Origin of the sequence: Bacillus sp. FJAT-29790 (assembly GCF_019039215.1) — a bacterium.
Lineage (GTDB): Bacteria > Bacillota > Bacilli > Bacillales > Cytobacillaceae > Cytobacillus.
This window is the reverse complement of sequence record NZ_JAHNZZ010000001.1, coordinates 276,085-296,022: the sequence shown is the minus strand read 5'-3', so window position 1 is coordinate 296,022 and position 19,938 is coordinate 276,085. Positions and strand designations below refer to the sequence as shown.

At 38.3% G+C, this 19,938-nt stretch carries 19 protein-coding genes; 5 read left to right on the top strand and 14 right to left on the bottom strand.

Translation table 11 applies throughout. The features are described from left to right. Positions 1-90: 90 nt before the first annotated feature. Positions 91-861 (bottom strand): Cof-type HAD-IIB family hydrolase, encoded by a 771-nt coding sequence (locus BGM26_RS01430; protein WP_217037943.1) that lies wholly within the window; start codon positions 859-861, stop codon positions 91-93. A gap of 29 nt (positions 862-890) precedes the next feature. Beyond that, positions 891-1,784, bottom strand: a complete 894-nt coding sequence (locus tag BGM26_RS01425) for a DMT family transporter (RefSeq protein WP_217037942.1) — start codon at positions 1,782-1,784, stop codon at positions 891-893. 510 nt (positions 1,785-2,294) lie between these two features. Between BGM26_RS01425 and BGM26_RS01420 the strand changes: the two genes are divergently transcribed. Next, entirely contained in the window at positions 2,295-2,507 is a 213-nt protein-coding gene (locus BGM26_RS01420; protein ID WP_217037941.1) for a DNA-dependent RNA polymerase subunit epsilon, read from the top strand. 3 nt (positions 2,508-2,510) lie between these two features. Further along, on the top strand, positions 2,511-4,178 hold the full coding sequence (rnjA, locus tag BGM26_RS01415) for a ribonuclease J1 (RefSeq protein ID WP_217037940.1): 1,668 nt from the start codon (positions 2,511-2,513) through the stop codon (positions 4,176-4,178). 204 nt (positions 4,179-4,382) lie between these two features. On the opposite strand, the gene BGM26_RS01410 is transcribed toward rnjA, so the two are convergent. From BGM26_RS01410 to BGM26_RS01395, 4 genes are all read right to left on the bottom strand, one after another. Continuing rightward, positions 4,383-5,042, bottom strand: a complete 660-nt coding sequence (locus BGM26_RS01410; protein ID WP_217037939.1) for a potassium channel family protein — start codon at positions 5,040-5,042, stop codon at positions 4,383-4,385. 259 nt (positions 5,043-5,301) lie between these two features. After that, complete coding sequence (locus tag BGM26_RS01405; RefSeq protein WP_217037938.1) at positions 5,302-6,207, bottom strand: DUF4349 domain-containing protein; 906 nt, start codon at positions 6,205-6,207, stop codon at positions 5,302-5,304. Between the two features lie 146 nt (positions 6,208-6,353). Beyond that, positions 6,354-6,809: a TlpA disulfide reductase family protein gene (locus BGM26_RS01400; RefSeq protein WP_217037937.1), complete on the bottom strand. Its 456-nt coding sequence runs from the start codon at positions 6,807-6,809 to the stop codon at positions 6,354-6,356. Between the two features lie 157 nt (positions 6,810-6,966). After that, positions 6,967-7,515, bottom strand: a complete 549-nt coding sequence (locus BGM26_RS01395) for a peroxiredoxin (RefSeq protein ID WP_217037936.1) — start codon at positions 7,513-7,515, stop codon at positions 6,967-6,969. 624 nt (positions 7,516-8,139) lie between these two features. On the opposite strand from BGM26_RS01395, the gene BGM26_RS01390 reads away from it, so the two are divergent. Further along, positions 8,140-8,973 (top strand): mechanosensitive ion channel family protein, encoded by an 834-nt coding sequence (locus BGM26_RS01390; RefSeq protein WP_254118909.1) that lies wholly within the window; start codon positions 8,140-8,142, stop codon positions 8,971-8,973. Positions 8,974-9,037: 64 nt separating this feature from the next. Here the strand turns inward: BGM26_RS01390 and BGM26_RS01385 are convergent, their stop codons facing one another. From BGM26_RS01385 to BGM26_RS01370, 4 genes are all read right to left on the bottom strand, one after another. Next, positions 9,038-9,922, bottom strand: a complete 885-nt coding sequence (locus tag BGM26_RS01385; RefSeq protein WP_217037935.1) for a transcriptional regulator CcpC — start codon at positions 9,920-9,922, stop codon at positions 9,038-9,040. A gap of 153 nt (positions 9,923-10,075) precedes the next feature. Beyond that, positions 10,076-11,602 (bottom strand): MDR family MFS transporter, encoded by a 1,527-nt coding sequence (locus BGM26_RS01380; protein ID WP_217037934.1) that lies wholly within the window; start codon positions 11,600-11,602, stop codon positions 10,076-10,078. A gap of 55 nt (positions 11,603-11,657) precedes the next feature. Continuing rightward, entirely contained in the window at positions 11,658-12,104 is a 447-nt protein-coding gene (cbpB, locus tag BGM26_RS01375) for a cyclic-di-AMP-binding protein CbpB (protein WP_217037933.1), read from the bottom strand. A gap of 350 nt (positions 12,105-12,454) precedes the next feature. Further along, the gene (locus BGM26_RS01370) at positions 12,455-12,691 is read right to left on the bottom strand and encodes a YkuJ family protein (protein ID WP_217037932.1); all 237 of its coding nucleotides are present in this window, start codon (positions 12,689-12,691) and stop codon (positions 12,455-12,457) included. Between the two features lie 270 nt (positions 12,692-12,961). On the opposite strand from BGM26_RS01370, the gene BGM26_RS01365 reads away from it, so the two are divergent. Next, on the top strand, positions 12,962-13,201 hold the full coding sequence (locus BGM26_RS01365; protein WP_217037931.1) for a glutaredoxin family protein: 240 nt from the start codon (positions 12,962-12,964) through the stop codon (positions 13,199-13,201). Positions 13,202-13,252: 51 nt separating this feature from the next. On the opposite strand, the gene BGM26_RS01360 is transcribed toward BGM26_RS01365, so the two are convergent. The 4 genes from BGM26_RS01360 to fadH all read right to left on the bottom strand — a co-directional run bounded on the left by BGM26_RS01360 (position 13,253) and on the right by fadH (position 18,383). Continuing rightward, the gene (locus BGM26_RS01360) at positions 13,253-13,930 is read right to left on the bottom strand and encodes a DUF3993 domain-containing protein (RefSeq protein ID WP_217037930.1); all 678 of its coding nucleotides are present in this window, start codon (positions 13,928-13,930) and stop codon (positions 13,253-13,255) included. Positions 13,931-14,357: 427 nt separating this feature from the next. Next, the gene (locus tag BGM26_RS01355; protein WP_217037929.1) at positions 14,358-15,575 is read right to left on the bottom strand and encodes an EAL domain-containing protein; all 1,218 of its coding nucleotides are present in this window, start codon (positions 15,573-15,575) and stop codon (positions 14,358-14,360) included. Positions 15,576-15,933: 358 nt separating this feature from the next. Continuing rightward, positions 15,934-17,358 carry an aspartate ammonia-lyase gene (gene aspA / locus BGM26_RS01350; protein WP_217037928.1) on the bottom strand — a complete coding sequence of 475 codons (1,425 nt, stop codon included), beginning with the start codon at positions 17,356-17,358 and terminating at the stop codon, positions 15,934-15,936. A 260-nt stretch (positions 17,359-17,618) separates the two neighbouring features. Then, positions 17,619-18,383 (bottom strand): 2,4-dienoyl-CoA reductase, encoded by a 765-nt coding sequence (gene fadH, locus BGM26_RS01345; protein WP_217037927.1) that lies wholly within the window; start codon positions 18,381-18,383, stop codon positions 17,619-17,621. Between the two features lie 491 nt (positions 18,384-18,874). Between fadH and BGM26_RS01340 the strand changes: the two genes are divergently transcribed. Beyond that, complete coding sequence (locus tag BGM26_RS01340; RefSeq protein ID WP_217037926.1) at positions 18,875-19,741, top strand: metallophosphoesterase; 867 nt, start codon at positions 18,875-18,877, stop codon at positions 19,739-19,741. Positions 19,742-19,938 lie beyond the last annotated feature (197 nt).

Genomic DNA, 19,938 nt, shown 5'->3' with positions numbered 1-19,938 from the left:
GGTTTGAACCCCCACTGAATTGGATATCTATTTGCATTCATCTCACCACTTATAGATGTGGGAGACTTCTGCTGAATAAAGTTAATGGTATTAGATCAATTTCAATGCCTTCAAACCATTCCAGATTCCATCCTGATCAACATCAGTTGTCGTATAATCAGCAACCTTCTTCAATTCTTCTTTTGCATTTCCCATCGCAACACCATTTCCAACCGTTTCTAGCATTTCGATGTCATTTAATCCATCCCCAAATGCATACACATCTTCTAGGTCAAAGCCAAGACGATCAATCATCTTTTTAATCCCTTCTGCCTTGGATCCCCCAGCAGGCAAAATGTCGGAAGAAAATGGATGCCAGCGGATGAAACGGAAATCCGGGTATTCGCCATGGTATATTTTCTCTTCCTTTTCTTCACAAAATATTAAGGATTGGTAAATCTCTCTGTCTTTATAGAAATGAATATCTTTATCAGGATGCGGAAACTTCAGACTTCCTAAGCCTGATTCGATTAATTCATGATGTTTCACAGTGGCCTTCATCGTTTTTTCATTCATGAAAATTAACGGATGATTATATTCTTTTGCCTGGTTAGAGATTTTTTCAATTTCGGTCGTTTTCATCGGATTTCGATAAATAACTTCATTCTCAAATACAACATATTGACCGTTAAAACTGACAAAAGAATCGATATCTAACTCTTCTCTTAAGCTTTCGAACATAAATGGAGCACGCCCAGTTGCAATGGCAACAAATACGCCGTTCTTTTTTAATTGTTCCAGGGATTCCTTCGCTGAGTCAGGCAGCTTTTTATCGTGGTCAAGCAGTGTTCCGTCAATATCAAAAAAAACAATCTTTTTCATTTTCAATTATACTTCCTTTCTTTCTTAAACTATGCCGCAGCTTTATTTTCGGCCTTTTTTCTTTTAAGGGAGGCTATATAAATGCCCGCAAAGATAATCAGAAGACCAAGAATCATCGAAACATGAATCTCCTCCTCAAGAATAAACGCCCCCCAAATGATGGCCGATGCAGGAGCTAGGTAAGTGACTAATGAAGCAAATTCCGGACTCCCCTTTTTAACTAAAAAGTAATACAAAAGATAAGCTAATCCTGAACCGAGGGAACCTAAACCAATCAGCGGGAGAATGACAGAAATTTCCTTGAATGCATAAATAGATACAGGTGTCATTACCATCATCATAACAAAACTAATAATTGAAGCAACAAATAGGGTGAAAAGAGATATATGTAAAGTAGATAAATGAAGCAAATACCTTTTTGTTAAATGGGCTCCCGCGCCGTAACAAATGGCTCCCCCGAGTATTAATAACACGCCTGATAAATTTCCAGATAGAAGTTCACCTGGTTTAATGTCTGATATAATAAATATTCCAACGAACCCAAACGCAATCCCGATCCATTGGTTTCTCTTTAATGCAGATGCAAAAAAGACTGAACCAATGATTAGGGTCCAGATTGGAGTTGTGGCATTTAGGATTGAGGCTAGACTTGAGGAAATCTTCATTTCGCTAGTAGAAATAAAAAGCCATGGTAATGCGTTATTTAAAAAGCCAACTAAGAACAGTTTCTTCCAAGGGAGTTCTTTAAATGCAATCTTTTCATGTTTTATAAGGGCAAGAATAGCAAGCGTAACGAATCCAAATATACATCGGCCAAAAACGACCGCTGCAGGACCCATATCTTCAAGCAAAATTTTTATGAATAAAAAAGAAGTGCCCCAGATAATACTTAATAAGATTAAAGTACTGTATAGCTTCCCCATTTCTCCCCACATCCTTTTGCTTCTTTCGTTTCCCGTAATAAAACACTAAACCCATAAAGGATAATTGTCAATATATTACTGTAGTAGAAAATAGCGAAAATACACGAAAAATCCAAAATTAGCCACGGAAGATATCTTAATTTCAGCATACAATAATAACAAAAAGAGGATTTTTAAAAACAAATCCTGTTTAAACATCTTTGATTGCTTTACATTGGACAAGGATCGTTTAAAATAGAAGATAAGGAGATGATCCACTATGTTAAAGAAGCTAAGAAAGAAGCTCTTAAAACAGTGGAAAGAAATGCTTCGAAAAAAGACGATTGCCTAATTCACTTTTGAGCCCTTCAAAATCAAGAAGGGCTCCTTCCTTATTAGAAATGCGGAAGTTCTGTCGTAGCCTACTTTCACTAAAGGAAGTATTTTTAACCTAAATAAGAAAAAACATGAAAAACATGTTAATTTTTTATATAATAGAAAAAGTGACATCGGATTAAGGAGAGATTTAGGATGATTTTTAAAGTATATTACCAGGAAACAATCAAGCAAGTACCCGTTCGTGAAAAAACGAAAGCGATTTATGTAGAAGGAGAATCCGAAAGAGATGTTCGGACTAAGTTAGCAGACCGGCCGTATAATATTGAGTTTGTAACAGCTTTAGAAGGCCCTTTTTTGGCGTATGAAAAACAAAACGAAGACTTTAAAGTATTGGAGATTGGATAAATTATGAAATTTGTAAAAAATGATCAAACAGCCGTTTTTGCCCTTGGAGGACTAGGTGAAATCGGAAAAAACACATACGCTGTTCAATTCCAGGATGAAATCATCCTCATTGATGCGGGCATTAAGTTTCCAGAAGATGAACTGCTTGGAATTGACTATGTGATACCAGACTACACTTATTTAGTTAAAAATGAAGATAAGATTAAAGGGCTTTTCATCACCCACGGGCATGAAGACCATATCGGCGGAATTCCCTATTTATTAAGAGAGATAAATATTCCTGTCTATGGAGGAAAGCTTGCTCTTGGCTTACTTAGAAATAAATTAGAAGAACACGGATTACTTAGACAAACGAAAATGCATGAAATAAAAGAAGATGATGTAATTAAATTCAGAAAAACATCTGTAACATTCTTCCGGACAACTCATAGTATTCCTGATTCTTACGGGATTGTAGTTAAAACCCCACCTGGACAAGTTGTTCATACCGGAGATTTTAAGTTTGATTTCACGCCTGTCGGTGAACCTGCAAACTTAACAAAAATGGCTGAAATCGGCAAAGAAGGTGTTCTCTGCTTACTATCAGACAGCACAAACAGTGAGATTCCAGAATTTACGATGTCAGAGCGCCGGGTTGGCGAGAGCATCCATGATATTTTCAGAAAAGTGGATGGCCGTGTCATATTCGCAACTTTCGCCTCGAACATTCATAGATTGCAGCAGGTAACGGAAGCGGCAGTTTTACATGGCAGAAAGATCGCTGTATTTGGAAGAAGCATGGAAGCTGCAATAAACATTGGCCAAGAGCTTGGATATATAAGTGCACCGAAAGATACATTTATTGAAGCACAGCAAATTAATCGACTCCCTGCAAACCAAGTAACGATTTTATGTACAGGCAGCCAGGGTGAACCAATGGCTGCCCTTTCACGGATTGCTAACGGAACACATCGCCAAATCCAAATAATACCTGGAGACACGGTTGTGTTTTCTTCTTCACCAATACCGGGTAACACGATTAGTGTAAGCAGAACAATCGATCGACTTTCCCGTGCGGGTGCAGAGGTTATTTACGGGAAATTAAGTGATATTCATACTTCTGGCCATGGCGGTCAACAAGAACAAAAGCTAATGCTTCGACTAATCAAACCGAAATTCTTCATGCCAATTCATGGTGAATACAGAATGCAAAAAATGCATTCAAAATTAGCCGTTGAGTGTGGAGTCGCAGAAGAAAATTGCTTCATCATGGACAATGGCGAAGTGCTCGCATTAAGTGAAGATACGGCTCAGATTGCTGGAAAAATTCCTTCTGGCAATGTTTATATTGATGGAAGCGGGATTGGTGACATTGGAAATATCGTTTTAAGAGACCGCCGGATCCTGTCAGAAGAAGGGTTAGTCGTAGTAGTTGTCAGTATTAATATGGCAGATTTCAAAATTGCTGCTGGACCTGATTTAATCTCACGCGGATTCGTCTATATGAGAGAATCAGGTGACTTAATCAATGACGCCCAATCACTCATTACAAAGCATTTAAACAAAGTAATGGAACGCAAAACGACTCAATGGTCTGAAATCAAAAACGAAATCACTGATACTCTTGCGCCATTCTTATATGAAAAAACAAAGCGTCGCCCGATGATTTTACCGATTATTATGGAAGTATAAGAAAAGTGATTCAAATATAAAAAGGCTGTCATTCCCTCAAATTGGGGAAAACAGCCTTTTTTGTTATAACTTTTTTAAAAAAGCAATCGGTGAATTGCCGGTTGGCATCTACTCTCACATTTGACATCTCACTCAGTAGGACATGAAATGTCTCGATTTGCTGAGCTCTGTTTAAACAGCAACAAGCTTTTGCATCTAATATTATTATGACATGACCTTTTTCTCAAACCGGTTTATATCAACGTCAGCACCTATAACAATAAGAATGTCCTTAAATTGAATTTCTTCATTTGCCTGCGGGGAAACAATAATATCATTGTTTCGTTTGATTGCAACGATATTAATTCCATACTTTGCGCGGATATCGAGATCAATAATCGTGTTTCCGCCAAGCTTTTCATTAGCAACGATTTCAACAATGCTATGTTCTTCGGAAAGTTCAAGATAATCTAATACATTATTAGAAACGATATTATGCGCAATCCTTCTTCCCATATCCCGCTCAGGGTGAACGACCTGATCTGCCCCAATTTTCCTTAGTACTTTTTCATGGTAATCATTTTGCGCTTTAACCGTGATTTTATTTACTCCTACTTCTTTTAAAATCAATGTCGTTAGGATGCTAGCTTGGATATTATCCCCAATCGCAACAATGACATGATCAAAATTACGGATTCCAAGACTTTTGACTACTGATTCGTCCGTCGTGTCGCCAACAACCGCATGAGAAGCTATCATTGAAAATTCATTTACGCGGTCCTCGTTATTATCGATCGCCATCACTTCCATCCCCTGCTCTGCTAATGCACGGCAGATGCTTCCGCCAAAACGTCCAAGTCCGATAACTGCAAATTCCTTTTTCACAAATCATTCCCCCAGCTTCTAGACAGTTAAAGTATGATCCTATTTTAGCACAATTGAATACTATTTCTTAAGAAAATCAAATTCGCCTTGAAGTATTTGCGCCCAGATTTTTACCTTAGCTTGCTCGATAAAAATCTGAGGCATCCGCCGGAGGCTTAACATTAGTCAGCCTGAGCCCCACTGAATTGGATATCTGTTTGCATTCATCTCGCCACTTATATCGTTTAGAGACTTCTGCTGAATAAAGTTAATCTTTCAATCAGTCCCCCGATTGCTTCCTCCTTCTTGCTCTCTTGATAATAACGACCAAGATTGTAATGATCGCTCCCAATAGAATAAAGAAAGGAAGATTGCCAAAAATGACAACAATGGTTCCAGAAAGGAAAGCAAGCAATGCGTTTGTGCTTACCGCAAATTGCTTTTTTGTTTTCTCCCATGTATTGAGTTTCGTATTATCGATTGACGGGATGACGACTAGATCCTCAGACATTTCAATGTTCACAGTTGAGTATGCAATTAAATTGTTTAAATATTTCATTCTACCAGCTATTTGTTCAATTTCCTCTTGAACTTTTGCTAAATCCGATGATATTTTTAATAGATCCTCTGTTTTCTCTGCTTTTTTCATAAACTCCATTAAACGTTCTTCAACTACTTTTTTAGATTTTAGACGCGATTCAAGATCAACAAATTCCTCTGTAACATCCTCGCCTGATACTTGGCGTTCAATTACCTCTGCGGCAAGTCCCTCGGCATCATGCAAAAATTTCTCAAAGCTTGCCGCTGGAATTCGAATTGTCATATATCCCCTAACTATTTCCTTCGACTCCCGGTAAATATTTGATTCCACAATATAACCTTGATAACTCTTCACTTTTTCTTCAAATGAAGCCTGGGATTTTTGAAAATTCTTTACCTTTAAATGTAGATTTGCATTGTAAATAACCATTCTTGCTGATACAACAGGCTGTTCAGCTAAGACATTTCCATCACTTTCAGTAAAAGCTACAGATTCTGATTTGCTATTATCTTGCTCACTTGTATTCATTTCCATCGCTTTGTCTGTAGACTCTCCTGCACTTTTTTCCTTAGAATATCCCCCTCCGCATGCGGATAATAAGAGAATAATACCGAAAAAGAGCGGAAAGAATCCGTTTTTTTTCATAGAATTTTGCCCCCCTTTACCTTTTATATATGATCATTTCAAACACGGTATTATCACCTTTAAATAATCGGACGATTTGTAAGAGGAAAAGTTTCATAAAATAGAAATGATTACAAAAAAGGACCAAGCTCTGCTTGGTCCACTATTTATTCTGCTTTATTCATTTCATCCAATACACGGTTAACGCGCTTCTCAAGCATTTTCATTCCGCCTCCACCTGCTTGGAAATGGCGGAGTTTCCCATCTTTATCAAAAACATAATAGGCTGGGACATATTGGTTTTCGAAAGCCTCATTAAGTTTTGTTTCACTATCCACGAAGATTGGCTGCGTGATTTCATGCTCTGCTGCTGTTTTCTTAATCAATTCTAGATCAAGATCATCCTCAGAACGCGGCATATGAACAGCGATGACGTTTAGTTTGTCTTTAAAATCATCTCTAAATTTGTTCACATTTGGCATTGATTCTTTACATAAATGGCAGCTTACAGACCAGAAATGAATTAATGTCGGCTTTTCGCCAATCAACTCGTCTTTCGTTACTTCCCCATTCAACCACTCAGTTGCACCTAGAAGTTCGGGCATTGGTTCACGTAATTTCATTATTAATCCCCCTCGGTTATTTTTAATTTCTTACCCTATATGCTTATCATAGTCACCTATCCTAAATGGAAGATGACGAATATATGATCAGCACGATCCTCTTTATTTAAGAAAAGGCCTAACTATCGTTAGGCCTTTTCAGTTCATTTACTTGTTATTAAGCATTAAGCGTTTTTTGTCCTGGCTTCCAGTTAGCTGGGCAAAGTCCGCCAGTTTGAAGAGCTTGAAGGACACGTAAAGTTTCATCAACGTCACGGCCAATGTTGTTATGGTTAACAACAGAATACATTAATTCGCCTTCAGGGCTGATGATGTATAATCCGCGAAGAGCAATCCCTTCTTCTTCAATAAGCACGCCGTATTCACGAGATACAACGTGATTAGTATCTGCAGCAAGCGGATATTTCAATTCGCCAAGGCCATTATCTTTACGATCTGTATTAATCCAAGCTAAGTGAGTATGAATTGTATCAGTTGATACACCAATTACTTCTGCATCAAGGTCTTCAAACTCATCGTAACGGTCTGATAGTGCTGTGATTTCAGTTGGACATACAAAAGTGAAATCCATTGGGTAGAAGAAAAGTACTGTCCATTTATCGTTTTTCATATTTTCTTCGAGACTTACCTTACCAAATTCCTTATTTGCTAATACTGCATCCATTTCAAAACGGGGTGCTTGTTTACCTACCATGCGTTCTGCCATGTCTAAATCCCTCCATATGTTTATTAAATGAGAATTTTATATATATATTCTCATTTGATCTCTCATTTACAAGTATCATTATAGCCTTTATAAAATTTTTAGTCAATATTAAATTATAATTAATTTAAATAAACATTAATTATAATTATATTAAATGGCGCTGTTAAACAATATTGTTGATCTAGCCACGGGTTCGTTTTACCTTCCGAGAGGCGGATTTTGCATTCGCAAAAAAGGCTCTCTGCGACGTACATGACATACTAGTGCCGACGTTGCCACAGGACGTGGCGTTCTAAGTCCGACAGGCAAAATCGCCCTGCTAATATGCATATATCAACAATGTCCCTTAAAAATAAAAGCCCATTACATGTTTTACCCGTTTCCGAAATAAATTAATCAAAATAATATAGAGCTTGTCCAAAAAAGTTCGATTTGCTCGATATGTTTCGATAAATTCCATATTATTCTTCAAGTGTATCAAAATTTGGTTAGGGAATAAAATAAAATGCTTTCCGTAATATTTTATGGGATAATAGTGAAACTTCAAATATGGACGAACTCTTCATTTATTTGTCATAATGGGAGCATTTAAAAGCGGGAATTTAGAGAGGAGATGGACAAAGGTTGAATGAACTTAGCGAAATTGGTAATAGTGTATTAACGATTGACTGGGAAGGATTACTGTTGAAAGCAGGATTGCAGCTTCTTAAAGTAATAGCGATATTTATGATCTTTTTCATTGTCAAAGGGGCTGGCAGTAAAATTATTCACAAAAGTTTTGGCGGGATTTCACAAAAGCAAAAGCTATCGATTGGCAGAGCCAAAACGCTTGAAAGTCTGACAAAAAATATTTTTTCTTATGTACTTATTTTCATTTTGATCGTAACAATTTTGCAAGTCTTTGGGATTGAAGCTACAGCAATTCTAGCTGGAGCCGGGGTCGTCGGTTTGGCCGTCGGGTTCGGGGCCCAAGGGCTAGTCAGTGACGTGGTGACCGGTTTTTTCCTCCTTCTGGAAAAGCAAATGGACGTTGGCGATTATGTAACGACAGGAAGTTTTTCTGGCATTGTTGAACAGGTTGGCTTGAGAACAACCCAAGTTCGCGGTTTTGATGGGACATTACATTATATTCCAAACAGGGCGATTTCAAGTTTGAGCAATCATTCACGCGGGAATATGAGGGCCCTTGTCGATATTAAGCTCTCCTTCGAGCATGACATTGACGAGGCGATTGACGTTATACAAAAAGCATGTGACAAGGTATCTGCGGAAAATGAAGCAATTATAGAAGGCCCGAACGTATTAGGAGTGCAAACCCTTGGCACCTCTGACGTCGAACTAAGAATAATCGCCAAAACAAAAAACATGGAACAGTGGGCAGTGGAGAGACAGCTTCGTAAAGAACTTAAAGAAACATTGGAGGAAATAAAAAAGACTTCTTTAGAAAAAGGGAATTAATGAAGTTTTATGCACAATAACTTTATTAACAATATTGAAGAGCAAGGGCTGTCAATTTCCTATCTCACGGCCCTTGCTCTTCAATATATTCCTTGATTAATTCAACAAACGCTTGAACTTGTTTAAGCTGAAATGCGGATTCATAGCCAATCAGCCATGTATCACGCTTTAGAGGGAGATTTTTCTCATTTAGCAAAGGAATTTTAAAAATATTTTCCTCTGCCCCGTTTAGCGTAATCGCTGGCAGAATCGCATATCCTATTCCATTAAATGCCATTTGTTTACAAGTTTCGATTTGATCAACGACGATGGTTCTCTTTGGGGCTGTTTTAAATTGCCGGAGCCACCAATCCTGAATCTCCTGGAAATAATTCGAATCGCTCTTAAACTGGATAAATGGTCTGTCTGTCTCCAAAATTTGCTCCGGTCGGGTAATTTCTGTATCGACAAGGTATAGGCTGTCCTCAAAAAGGTGGATTTTTACGCCTTTCCAATCCGGTGTTCCCCGAATGATTCCAATATGCACCTGATCTTCATAAATGGATTTCAGAATTTCACTGCTCCACCCCGTAACAAGTGAAATTTTCGCTTGGGGGTAGCGGTTAACGAACTTCTTTAGCACTTGAGGGAGCCAATTTTGGCCAACAATGGAAGCTACCGCAATTTTTAATGTCCCATATACTTCCGAATTTAATGCATGAATCGATTCTCTAACCTTTTCCTCTTTTGCAATCACTTCATTTGCAAATTTCAGGACCAATTCACCAGCAGGAGTCAGTGATAACCCTTTTTGTGAGCGGATAAACAGCCGCTCTCCCCATTCTTTTTCAATTGTTTGCAGGCGCTGGGATAAGGCCGGCTGGGAAACAAATAACCTTTCCGCTGCCTTCCTCATATTCATTTCCTGGGCTAAGGCAGAGAGTAAGTGAAATTCAGAAAGTGAAGACATTTCATTCACCTCCATTTTTTTATTTTAAGGCTCTTTTCGCATATATTGTTAATTTTAGCCTTGAATGTTTGCCCGTTGATTTCCATATAAAATCACACTACAAAAAGCAATAAAGTTAACGAAAACAGCCTAAATTAATCTTGAGAATTTAATTTATTCCGCAGTATCATTCTCTTTTTTAGGAAGGGACATGATCAAAATAAAACTGATGACTGCAAACAGGAGAACCGCGAAATAAACCCAATGAAGAGAATATGTAAGCCCTTCCTGAAGGATATCTTTTACCTCTTGAGCCATGTTGATTCTTTCCTCTTTATTTAAAAGGAGATTAGCAGAATCAACGGACAAATTTCTTGTTTCGCCCCGCCCATTTTCTTGTATATAAACCTTAATCCCGCTATTTAAAATTCCGCCTAATAAGGCAGCACCGATTGTATTTCCTAAATTTCTCATAAACATATTCGAAGCTGTTGCAATTCCTCTTTGCTGCCAGCTGACCGTGCTCTGGATTGAAACAATAAAGGAGGTTGAAGTTAGTCCCATTCCCGCTCCAACAAGGAACGATCCGGCTGCGGCCCAAACTGGACCTGCTTCTGGTGAAAGGGTAGCAAACATGATGCTCCCAATAACTAGTAATACGCCTCCAATGATCGATGTACTCCTAAATCCGATTCGGAGGAGCATTCTTCCTGCCGCCCATGACGCAATCGGCCAGCCAATTGACATCGTTGTCAATGTGAAGCCTGCGACAATCGGGGATTTTTCCATCACCCCTTGAACAAAAGCAGGCAAAAAACTCGAAATGCCAATTAACATGACACCTGTTGTTAAAGACGCCAGATTTGCAATCAGAATCGAGCGTTCTTTCCATATATTGAAAGGCATCATTGGTTCGGCAGCTCTTTTTTCCTGAAACACGAATAACACGAAGGCTGCGAAACTAATCGCGAACAAACCTAGAGCCTTAGGTGAGGACCACGCAATATCCGTCCCTCCCTCAACAAGAACAAACATTAAGGTTGTGATCGATGCCGTTAAAAGAATCGCACCAAGATAGTCAATCTTATGCTTTTTCTTTTCAACATTTTCTTGGAGAAACTTACCGACGCCAATAATAGCAAGAATACCAAGAGGGATATTAATCCAGAAAACATAGTGCCAGCTGACGTATTCTACAAGTAGACCTCCTATTGCCGGACCCATTACTGCCGATATCCCCCAAACACTTGATAAGTATCCTTGGATTTTTGCTCTTTCTTCCTTCGTGTAAATATCACCAACGATTGTCATTGCAATCGGTGTTACGGCACCGGCGCCAAATCCCTGAATTAATCTGAAAACGATAAGCATCGTCATGGATCCGGCAAATCCGCATAAAATGGATCCTACTAAAAAAATAATAATTCCAAAAATCAAAATTGGCTTCCGTCCAAACAAATCGGAGAGCTTTCCGTATATGAGCACAGTTACGGCATTCATCAGCAAATAGGCAGAAAACACCCAGCTATATAAAGAAAAACCGCCTAAGTCTCCTACAATGGCCGGCATTGCAGTCGAAACAATCGTCGCTTCTATCGCACCCATAAACATTGCCAGCATTATGGAAGCAAGCACAAGCGGGCGGTTTGTTTGTTTTTGCCCTTTTTGAGCAAGCATCGATTTTTTTAACACTTGTTCCATAGAGCACACCTCGCATAAAAAAATCAAGCTCCCATGCTAGGGAGCTAACGTGAACTTACTTTTTATTTAATTTCCGAACATGGTTATTCAACTGGATCATTACGCTTCTACGTGTAAATATCCCTTCGAAATAGCCGTCTTCGTTTTCTACGCACAAAAACGGATGGTCAATCAATAAAGCGATTGAATCCTGCATAGATGAATGGATTGGCAGCCTTGGGATTTTTTTGTTCATCACTTCTTCGACACGCTTTTCCTCTAATTTTTCAAATTCAATTCTTTCGAGGCCAAGAATAGAGTCCATAATTATCGGGGTGCTTATTAAACCATGAAGTTTATAATACGGATCTAGTACAGGAATGGCCGTATAGCCGCTTTTCGTTAAAACTAAAAGTGCATGTTCCAAATTATTTCCAACTTGAACATGTGCTACCCGCTCTGAAGGTATCATAAAGTTACGAATATTATTTTCTAAATATTCCCCGCTGTGAAGACTAATCATCGCCGAAAACTCCTCAAAATAAAGTTTATCTGTCTCTTTTAGTTTATCACAGTTTCAAGTTCCTTGCTCCTTAAATGTTTTCAACCTTTGCTCGTATGAATATTCCTAACCTCATACCTGCACCCTGGACATTTAAATATTACATTTTGATTCGATTGCGCAGTTAAAACTGAATTAATTTCTGCCTCAGTCGAACATTTTGGACATTTTACAATTGGCAACATATTATCTCACCTCTTATACATATCGTTATCCATTTTGCGAGCCAGCATTCCCAGTTTAGTTCTTATTTGCAAATATATTTGAATAAAATAAAAAAGGAACCAAAATCGGTTCCTTTGAATGTCATATTATTGAATTAAGTCAAAAATCTCAATTGTTATCATATCAATATTGTCAAATTGATACCTTTTTGGTTTTTCCTTATCATGATAAACTTCCAACTCGAACATTTCATTTTTCGGCTGATAGGTTACCTGACATTTCCTTTCGCCATTGACCTCGAAAAATCGCTGCATCGGCTCTCCACCAATTGATTGTTCCTGCAGGTTTTTTAAACGCGTTAATATACCTTGAAGCTGTGACATGCTCCCTCTCCTTTCAAAGAAACCTAACATCATAAGTTTAGATTTCTCTTTTGGCATGTTTCTATCCTTTTTAGATCGAATTCAGAATACTCAACCCATTTCCTTTGCATACCAATAGTAACAGCATAAAATAATGTTAGGTATTTAGACAAGTAAAATCTAAATAAAAGGGGATATTTTTTTCAACGGCACGTAAAAAAGCCTTTAGATTGTAATTTAAACAAGTTTTCTCTATCATAAAAATATGACAATTAGAAAGGGATTTTAATTATGGAAAAAATCACTATTTACACACAACCTGACTGTCCCCCTTGTGACATTACAAAAAGGTTTTTATCCGAATACGGTTTTTCATTTGAAACGAAGAATATTAAAACGGATCATAAGGCAAAGAAGGAATTAATCGAAAAGTATCAATCCTACTCTACTCCTACTATTGTAATCGGAGATACGATCATCACAGGTTTCAACTTGGAGAAACTGAAAGAAGTATTGAATATAGAGGAATAAACAATAAAAAAAAGCTAAACTTAAAAGCCAATTCGCTTTTTAGGTTTAGCTTCAGATTGCTTTTTCATTAGATTTTTCACCGTTGCTAGTCAAGAGGGATATCCCATATCGGAAAAAAGCTTCTACTGGATGCTGAAATAAGCCCATCTGGAAAGTTGACTGAACAATATATGCATGAGAAGAGTTCTCCTCGAAGGGTTTTGGCAGAACGCCCTTCTCTACCTCCGACGATTTTCTAATAATTTCCTTAGGGATATCATCATATAAATATTCTGCGACTTTCCATTTTCCATTCTCCTTTACAAGGATTAACCCTTCATAATGGCTCTCGTATGATACCGGCCCCTCATCATTTTCAGGAAAATACTCAAACACATATATTTTATATTTCGTCCAAACAACCTTCGTTTCATCTGAGAAAGTAAAAAAAGGAATGTAAAATAGAGGAGCATCAGTCCCATACGTTAAATATCTTCCATTTTCTGAAACTAGATTTTCCGCCAAAAATTGTTTTTTATTATCTTCAGTAAAGTACGGAGACAGCAGTTCATTTATCTCATCCATGCTTCTCTCTTTTTCACTTAAGGAAACTTGAGCTTGAAATGCAGTATCTAAAAATTGTAAAACTACCTGCTCATTTGAGAGTTCGACATCCGCTTTTGACAAAGACGGAAACATTAAAATAAAAGCAACAACGACAGGCAGAAGCTTATGTAAATGCTTGCTCATTTTATTCCCCCTCGCTTTCCCTCGTCTAGTAACTCTCATTTTATCAACAAACATTCTGGCATATGAATAAAATCGTTCGCAAAATAACTGCAGGTTTTGACAGAAAAAAAGCTTTCTAGTCTAAAACTTCCACTATATGACAAATATTTCTAATAGAAGGCTGTTTTGTGAATTTTGTTGTTTATTAGTGTGATTTTATATACAAGCTGAGTGATTGGAGCGGAGGGCACTTGACTCCTGCGGGAAATAGAGGGAACGGGAGACCCCACAGGCCGGTAACGCCAGGAGGCTCCCGTCCCTCCCCGCGGAAAGCAAGTGCCCGCAGCGGAAATCAACGGGCAAACTTTTAAAGCTAAAACAACAATATATGAGAAAAGAGCCTAATAGAAAAAAGGTCTCAGCTTCGAGACCTTTTTCTTTTGCCCACTTATAATAACCCCTCATGCTCGTATAGATAGTGATAGGATAGATCAATAAATAAATAATCAGTTGCATTTAGAGGATAAGAGAATGTGCGAATGGTTTCTCCTGTTTCGATATCACTGTATAAATCAGAGAGAATCCCTTTTTTATCTATTCTCATTTTCATAATATTTTCCAAAAAGTAAGGACGCCAGCTCCAGTTTTTATGTAAATATTCTTGCTGAATTTGCCAGTTTGAATCTTTTTTATAAATATTAGCAGATTTTTGAAAACCATCTTCATCACAAATGTACAAGCGGAACGCAACATCAGTAAGCGGCTGAGAAAGAACTTTTAATAACTCTTCATATTCGAGTGACTTACGATTTTTCACCTGAAGAAATTGTTGCAGTTTTTCATTAAATTCAGCTGTGACAGCATATAAAGCTGCCAGTTTTCGCTTTTCGTAGGAAATAAATTGATGGCATTCATCTCGCAACTTTTCTTTCATAATATCTCTGTCAACAAAATCTTCTGCCGGATTTTGCAAATAAAAGCCTTGATAATACCTGCCGCCGTTTCGCCAAGCAAATTGGAGCTGATAAACCATTTCGATATTTTTAAAAAACAAGGTTGCGCCGATTTTGCGCGCCAATAAGGATAATGAATATAAAATATCGTGCAGGGCCTGAGCTGAAGCCGTTGTACGAAGCTCATTCAAGTCAACTTTTAATATATTAGGCACAAGCTGGCCAATTCGGTCTAAATGACTTCTTTCATTTCCCTTATTATCAATAGCGATTTTGATTCCATATGTCCGGTAGTAGTTTAACAAATGGTCCAAATGCTCCATATTTCCTTTATAAATACGCTCTGTGGACTCCAATACGATTCGTTCCAGCTTTATCCCTTTTTCTTGATACGCTAGTAATAAAGACAATAATGATTCACCATTATCATACATTAATAAATCTGCGTCCTGGTTTAAAAATAAGAGAATATCATCATCTAAATTAAGCGCTTTTTCCAACGCCTTTTTCAAGACCACTTGGTCAACCTCAAGCCTGTATTCTTCCGGAATGCTTTCATCTAGGAAAAATGGACCTAGACTAATCACTTCGTTTTCACTTCTATATCTTCCGAATACTTCATAACCTATGACACGATGTTCATCAGCACTGAATATCGGTTGAAAAAATGGGAATACATTATCTAAATCTGTCATGATTTCCAGTGCATCCATGTCATTCGCCTCCAATAAGAGTATTATTATACCCTATTCTCTTTATTCGATTATCTTCAAAATGACTTTTTGAATGGCTCTATTCGCATATATTGTTGTTTTTAGCCTTTAAAGTTTGCACGTTGATTTCCGCTGCGGGCACTTGCTTTCCGCGGGGGAGGGACGGGAGCCTCCTCGGCGTTACTGCCTGTGGGGTCTCCCTTTCACTCTATTTCCCGCCGGAGTCACATGCCCTCCGCTCCAATCAACTCAGATAGTTATATAAAATTACACTAAAGCAACAAAGTTTTACGAAATATGGATTTCGTATCAAAGATAAAAATACCGACATTTTTTATCGGTATTTTCATTAAGTTAATCACTTATCAAATAATGATGCACCAGCAATTCCTGGTTTTGTCATTTCATATGGATCTAAAATAAGATCTAACTCTTCTTCACTCAGTACATCGTATTGTAAACATAGTTCCCGGATTGATTTTCCATTCAGAATTGATTCTCTAGCAATATCTGAAGCAACATTGTAGCCAATATGCGGGTTAACTGCGGTTAGTAAACCGACACTTTTTTCAACATATTCTTTAAGAATCTCTACATTTGCTTTAATTCCTGTCACACAGAAATCCGTAAATACACGGAAACCATTATTCATAATTGAAATTGACTGCAATAAATTAAATAACAAGACAGGTTCCATCACATTCAATTCGAATTGGCCTGCTTCTGATGCGAGAGAGATCGTATGATCATTTCCAATCACCTGAAAGGCAATTTGGTTAATCATTTCCGGCATGACTGGATTAACCTTTCCAGGCATAATCGAAGAACCTGGCTGGCGGGCTGGTAAATTAATTTCAAATAAACCTGCTCTAGGCCCTGATGCCATTAAGCGAAGATCGTTTGCGATTTTTGACATATTCACCATACATATTTTCAAAGCAGCTGACACCTCTACATAGGAGTCCGTGTTTTGTGTCGCATCGACAAGATCACTCGCTGGAACGACAGCAATCCCTGATATTTCTGCTAAATATTGAACGACTTTTTCAATATAGCTTGGATCCGCATTTAATCCAGTTCCTACTGCTGTAGCGCCCATATTTACTTCTAATAAATTTTCTTTCGAACGTTCAATTCTTTTGATGTCACGTTCGATCACGTTTGTGTAGGCTCTAAATTCTTGGCCTAACCGAATAGGAACCGCATCTTGTAAATGGGTTCTTCCCATTTTGATAACTGAATCAAACTCAATTGCTTTCTTATTAAATTCTTCTTTCATCTCATTCATTGTTTTTAATAATGAGTCCAGTGCTTTATATGTTGCAATATGAATCGCTGTCGGAAAAGCATCATTTGTCGATTGAGCCATATTCACATCGATATTTGGGTTTAAATGAAAGTATTCACCCTTTTCTTTTCCTAACAGTTCTAAGCCACGGTTAGCAATGACTTCATTGGCATTCATGTTAATGGATGTCCCGGCACCGCCTTGGATCGGATCCACGATGAAATGATCATGCCATTTCCCCGTAATCACTTCGTCAGCTGCCTGGCAAATCACTTCCGCTTTTCCTTTATACAATCTCCCAATGTCAGCGTTTGCAAGTGCTGCCGCTTTCTTTACTATCGCGATTGCGATGATCAAACCTTTGTCCAATTTATATCCTGTAATCGGGAAATTTTCAACAGCCCTTAATGTCTGTATTCCGTAATAAGCTTCGACTGGAACATGCTTTTCCCCTAAAAAATCCTTTTCGACTCTAAATGTATTCACCTTTAACATCTCCTCATTTTTTCCAAATGTTGATATGTACAAGCTATGATAGAAAATTTGTCGATTTCTGCCACGGCTATAGTATACTACTATTTCTGAGTTTTTTCTTAAATTATTTCATCGCAATCGTAATTTGGAAATATAGGAAGATTTAAAAAATAACTTTACCCAATATATTAAACCTCCAATAGATTTTTTTGATTTTTACAAGGAATTTGAGCGCAAAAAAAGAAATCAGCTCACTTGCCGATTTCTCCCACCTCTCACCTCTAGAACGGATATTGATTGAGCCATTGTCCGCCGTCCATTGTAATACATTCCCCATTCATATAAGCAGCATGGTTAGAAAATAAGAAGTAAGCCAGTTCCGCGATCTCCTCCGGCTTACCAAGCCTCCCTAATGGGACACTCGTAATCGTTCTTTCCGCTGCCTCTTCTGATTCCCAAAGCCTGTCTGCTCCGCCCGTTCTTTCAATTGGTCCTGGTGCAATCGCATTTACCCGAATGCCATACCTTCTTCCCCACTCAACAGCTAATGTCCTTGTCATCGACAAAACGCCTGCTTTCGCTGCTGCTGAATGAATGACCCCGGCTCCTGCATCCCAGGCATATGTAGCCACCATATTAATAATGCTCCCCTTTATTCCTTTCTCAATCCAATACTTCCCGACCTCGCTAGAACAATAAAATGTCCCATTTAAAACAATATTAATAACCGAATTCCAGCCGTTCGCACTTAACTTTTCAGCAGGGCAAATAAAATTGCCTGCGGCGTTATTGATCAGAAAGTCGATCCTCCCAAAAGCATTAAGTGTTTCAGCAACCATATGCTTCACATGTTCAATCTCTCGTACGTCCATCTGCACCGTAAATACTTGGCCGGGAAATGTTTCGATTTCTTTTTTTGCCTCTTCAAGGCGTTCGAGTGTTCTTCCGGTAATGACGACCGATGCATTTGCCTCGGCAAAACGTTTTGCCATATATTTTCCCATCCCGCTTGACCCGCCTGTGACAATGACTACCTTCCCCTTCAAAAAGCATCCCTCCAAATAATGAATGAGTGTTCATTCTCTATTCTACCACTAAATATGTAATTTTCGAACAATTCAATTCTGATTTTTTCAGTTGCTGTTTTCTAAATGATTGTTGTTTTTAAATAGGATTTGTATGAAGTTGATTGGAGCGGAAGGTGCGAGACTCCTCGAAAATGCTCTCGCATTTCCTTCGTGCATGGGCAGATTCAAGGATGTAAATTCAGTGTCCTTCGGGAGCAGCGGGACAGGTAAGACCCCACAGGCGCAGAGGGCCGAGGAGGCTCACCGCACGCCCCGCGGAAAGCGAGCAACCTGGAGCGGAAATCAACTAGACCACATTTTGTTAAATAGCAACAAAGTTTACGAAAACAGTCTTTCAGTTAAAAATTCGTCAAATTATTCCTCCAACCATTTGATTAAACTCCCTTCTTTTTCAGAACGTAGTTTGTTAGTATAAGAGGGTATATATTATAGATAGGTTGGTCATAAACATGCCGAAAAAAGTGTCTAGGAGATCCTTTTTAAAAAGTGCATTCGGCTCCCTTTTTGCTGCAGTTGGTATAGGAGGCGGAGGCTATTATTACGCACGGGAAATTGAGCCAAAGCGATTAGAAATTACCCATCATCAAATAAGCCATAAAGCAATACCACCTAGTTTCAACGACTTCAAAATCGTTCAATTCAGTGACACACATCTTGGCTTTCAATATGATTTGCACCAGTTTAAAACACTTGCCAAAAAGATAAACCAACTTGAGCCGGATGTGATTTTCTTTACTGGTGATTTAATGGATGAGCCAAATAAATATCAGGAGGCAAATCAAATAATCCCTTTTCTCGAAGAGCTTCGTGCCCCATTTGGGAAATTTGCGATTTACGGAAACCATGATCATGGCGGCTATGGTTCAGATATCTACAAATCTATTATGGAACAAGCGAATTTTTCGCTGCTTTTAAATAGCCAACAAAGAATAAAGTTACTTGATGGCAGCAGCATCTATGTAATTGGGATCGATGATGCCATGCTTGGGAGTCCCGATATCCAAACGGCAATTAACGGAATTCCTTCTGATTCTTTTAAAATTCTCTTGTCTCATGCGCCCGATTTAGCAGACGGGGCCTCTGCCTTTAATATCCAGCTTCAGCTAAGTGGCCATAGTCATGGCGGACAAATTAAAATCCCGTTCGCAGGTGCCCTTGTGAAGCCGCCATTTGCTGAAAACTATCATGAAGGTTTTTACAAAATAGGCAATACCCCATTAACCTTATATGTCAACAGAGGCATAGGCACGACCCGCTTACCTTTCCGGTTTTTATCCCGACCAGAGCTTACCGTGTTCACATTAGCTTCTAAATAACCCATTTGTAAGAAAAAAAGTCCGTTTACTGCCAAATTAGAAGATTAAAAGAGCCCACAAAATGCTTGGATGATTACATATCCAAGCATTTTTTTCTTTAGCTGTTTTCATAAAGTTTGTTGCTTTTATAATGTAATTTTTATTTAATAATCTGAGTTGATTGGAGCGAAGGGCACTTGACTCCTGCGGGAATAGAG

Coding starts and splice junctions, on each gene's coding strand:
- BGM26_RS01430 (WP_217037943.1), bottom strand. CDS start 861: ATGAAAAAGATTGTTTTTTTTGATATTGACGGAACACTGCTTGACCAC.
- BGM26_RS01425 (WP_217037942.1), bottom strand. CDS start 1,784: ATGGGGAAGCTATACAGTACTTTAATCTTATTAAGTATTATCTGGGGC.
- BGM26_RS01420 (WP_217037941.1), top strand. CDS start 2,295: ATGATTTTTAAAGTATATTACCAGGAAACAATCAAGCAAGTACCCGTT.
- rnjA (WP_217037940.1), top strand. CDS start 2,511: ATGAAATTTGTAAAAAATGATCAAACAGCCGTTTTTGCCCTTGGAGGA.
- BGM26_RS01405 (WP_217037938.1), bottom strand. CDS start 6,207: ATGAAAAAAAACGGATTCTTTCCGCTCTTTTTCGGTATTATTCTCTTA.
- BGM26_RS01400 (WP_217037937.1), bottom strand. CDS start 6,809: ATGAAATTACGTGAACCAATGCCCGAACTTCTAGGTGCAACTGAGTGG.
- BGM26_RS01395 (WP_217037936.1), bottom strand. CDS start 7,515: ATGGCAGAACGCATGGTAGGTAAACAAGCACCCCGTTTTGAAATGGAT.
- BGM26_RS01385 (WP_217037935.1), bottom strand. CDS start 9,922: ATGTCTTCACTTTCTGAATTTCACTTACTCTCTGCCTTAGCCCAGGAA.
- BGM26_RS01380 (WP_217037934.1), bottom strand. CDS start 11,602: ATGGAACAAGTGTTAAAAAAATCGATGCTTGCTCAAAAAGGGCAAAAA.
- cbpB (WP_217037933.1), bottom strand. CDS start 12,104: ATGATTAGTCTTCACAGCGGGGAATATTTAGAAAATAATATTCGTAAC.
- BGM26_RS01370 (WP_217037932.1), bottom strand. CDS start 12,691: ATGTCACAGCTTCAAGGTATATTAACGCGTTTAAAAAACCTGCAGGAA.
- BGM26_RS01365 (WP_217037931.1), top strand. CDS start 12,962: ATGGAAAAAATCACTATTTACACACAACCTGACTGTCCCCCTTGTGAC.
- BGM26_RS01360 (WP_217037930.1), bottom strand. CDS start 13,930: ATGAGCAAGCATTTACATAAGCTTCTGCCTGTCGTTGTTGCTTTTATT.
- BGM26_RS01355 (WP_217037929.1), bottom strand. CDS start 15,575: ATGGATGCACTGGAAATCATGACAGATTTAGATAATGTATTCCCATTT.
- aspA (WP_217037928.1), bottom strand. CDS start 17,358: ATGTTAAAGGTGAATACATTTAGAGTCGAAAAGGATTTTTTAGGGGAA.
- BGM26_RS01340 (WP_217037926.1), top strand. CDS start 18,875: ATGCCGAAAAAAGTGTCTAGGAGATCCTTTTTAAAAAGTGCATTCGGC.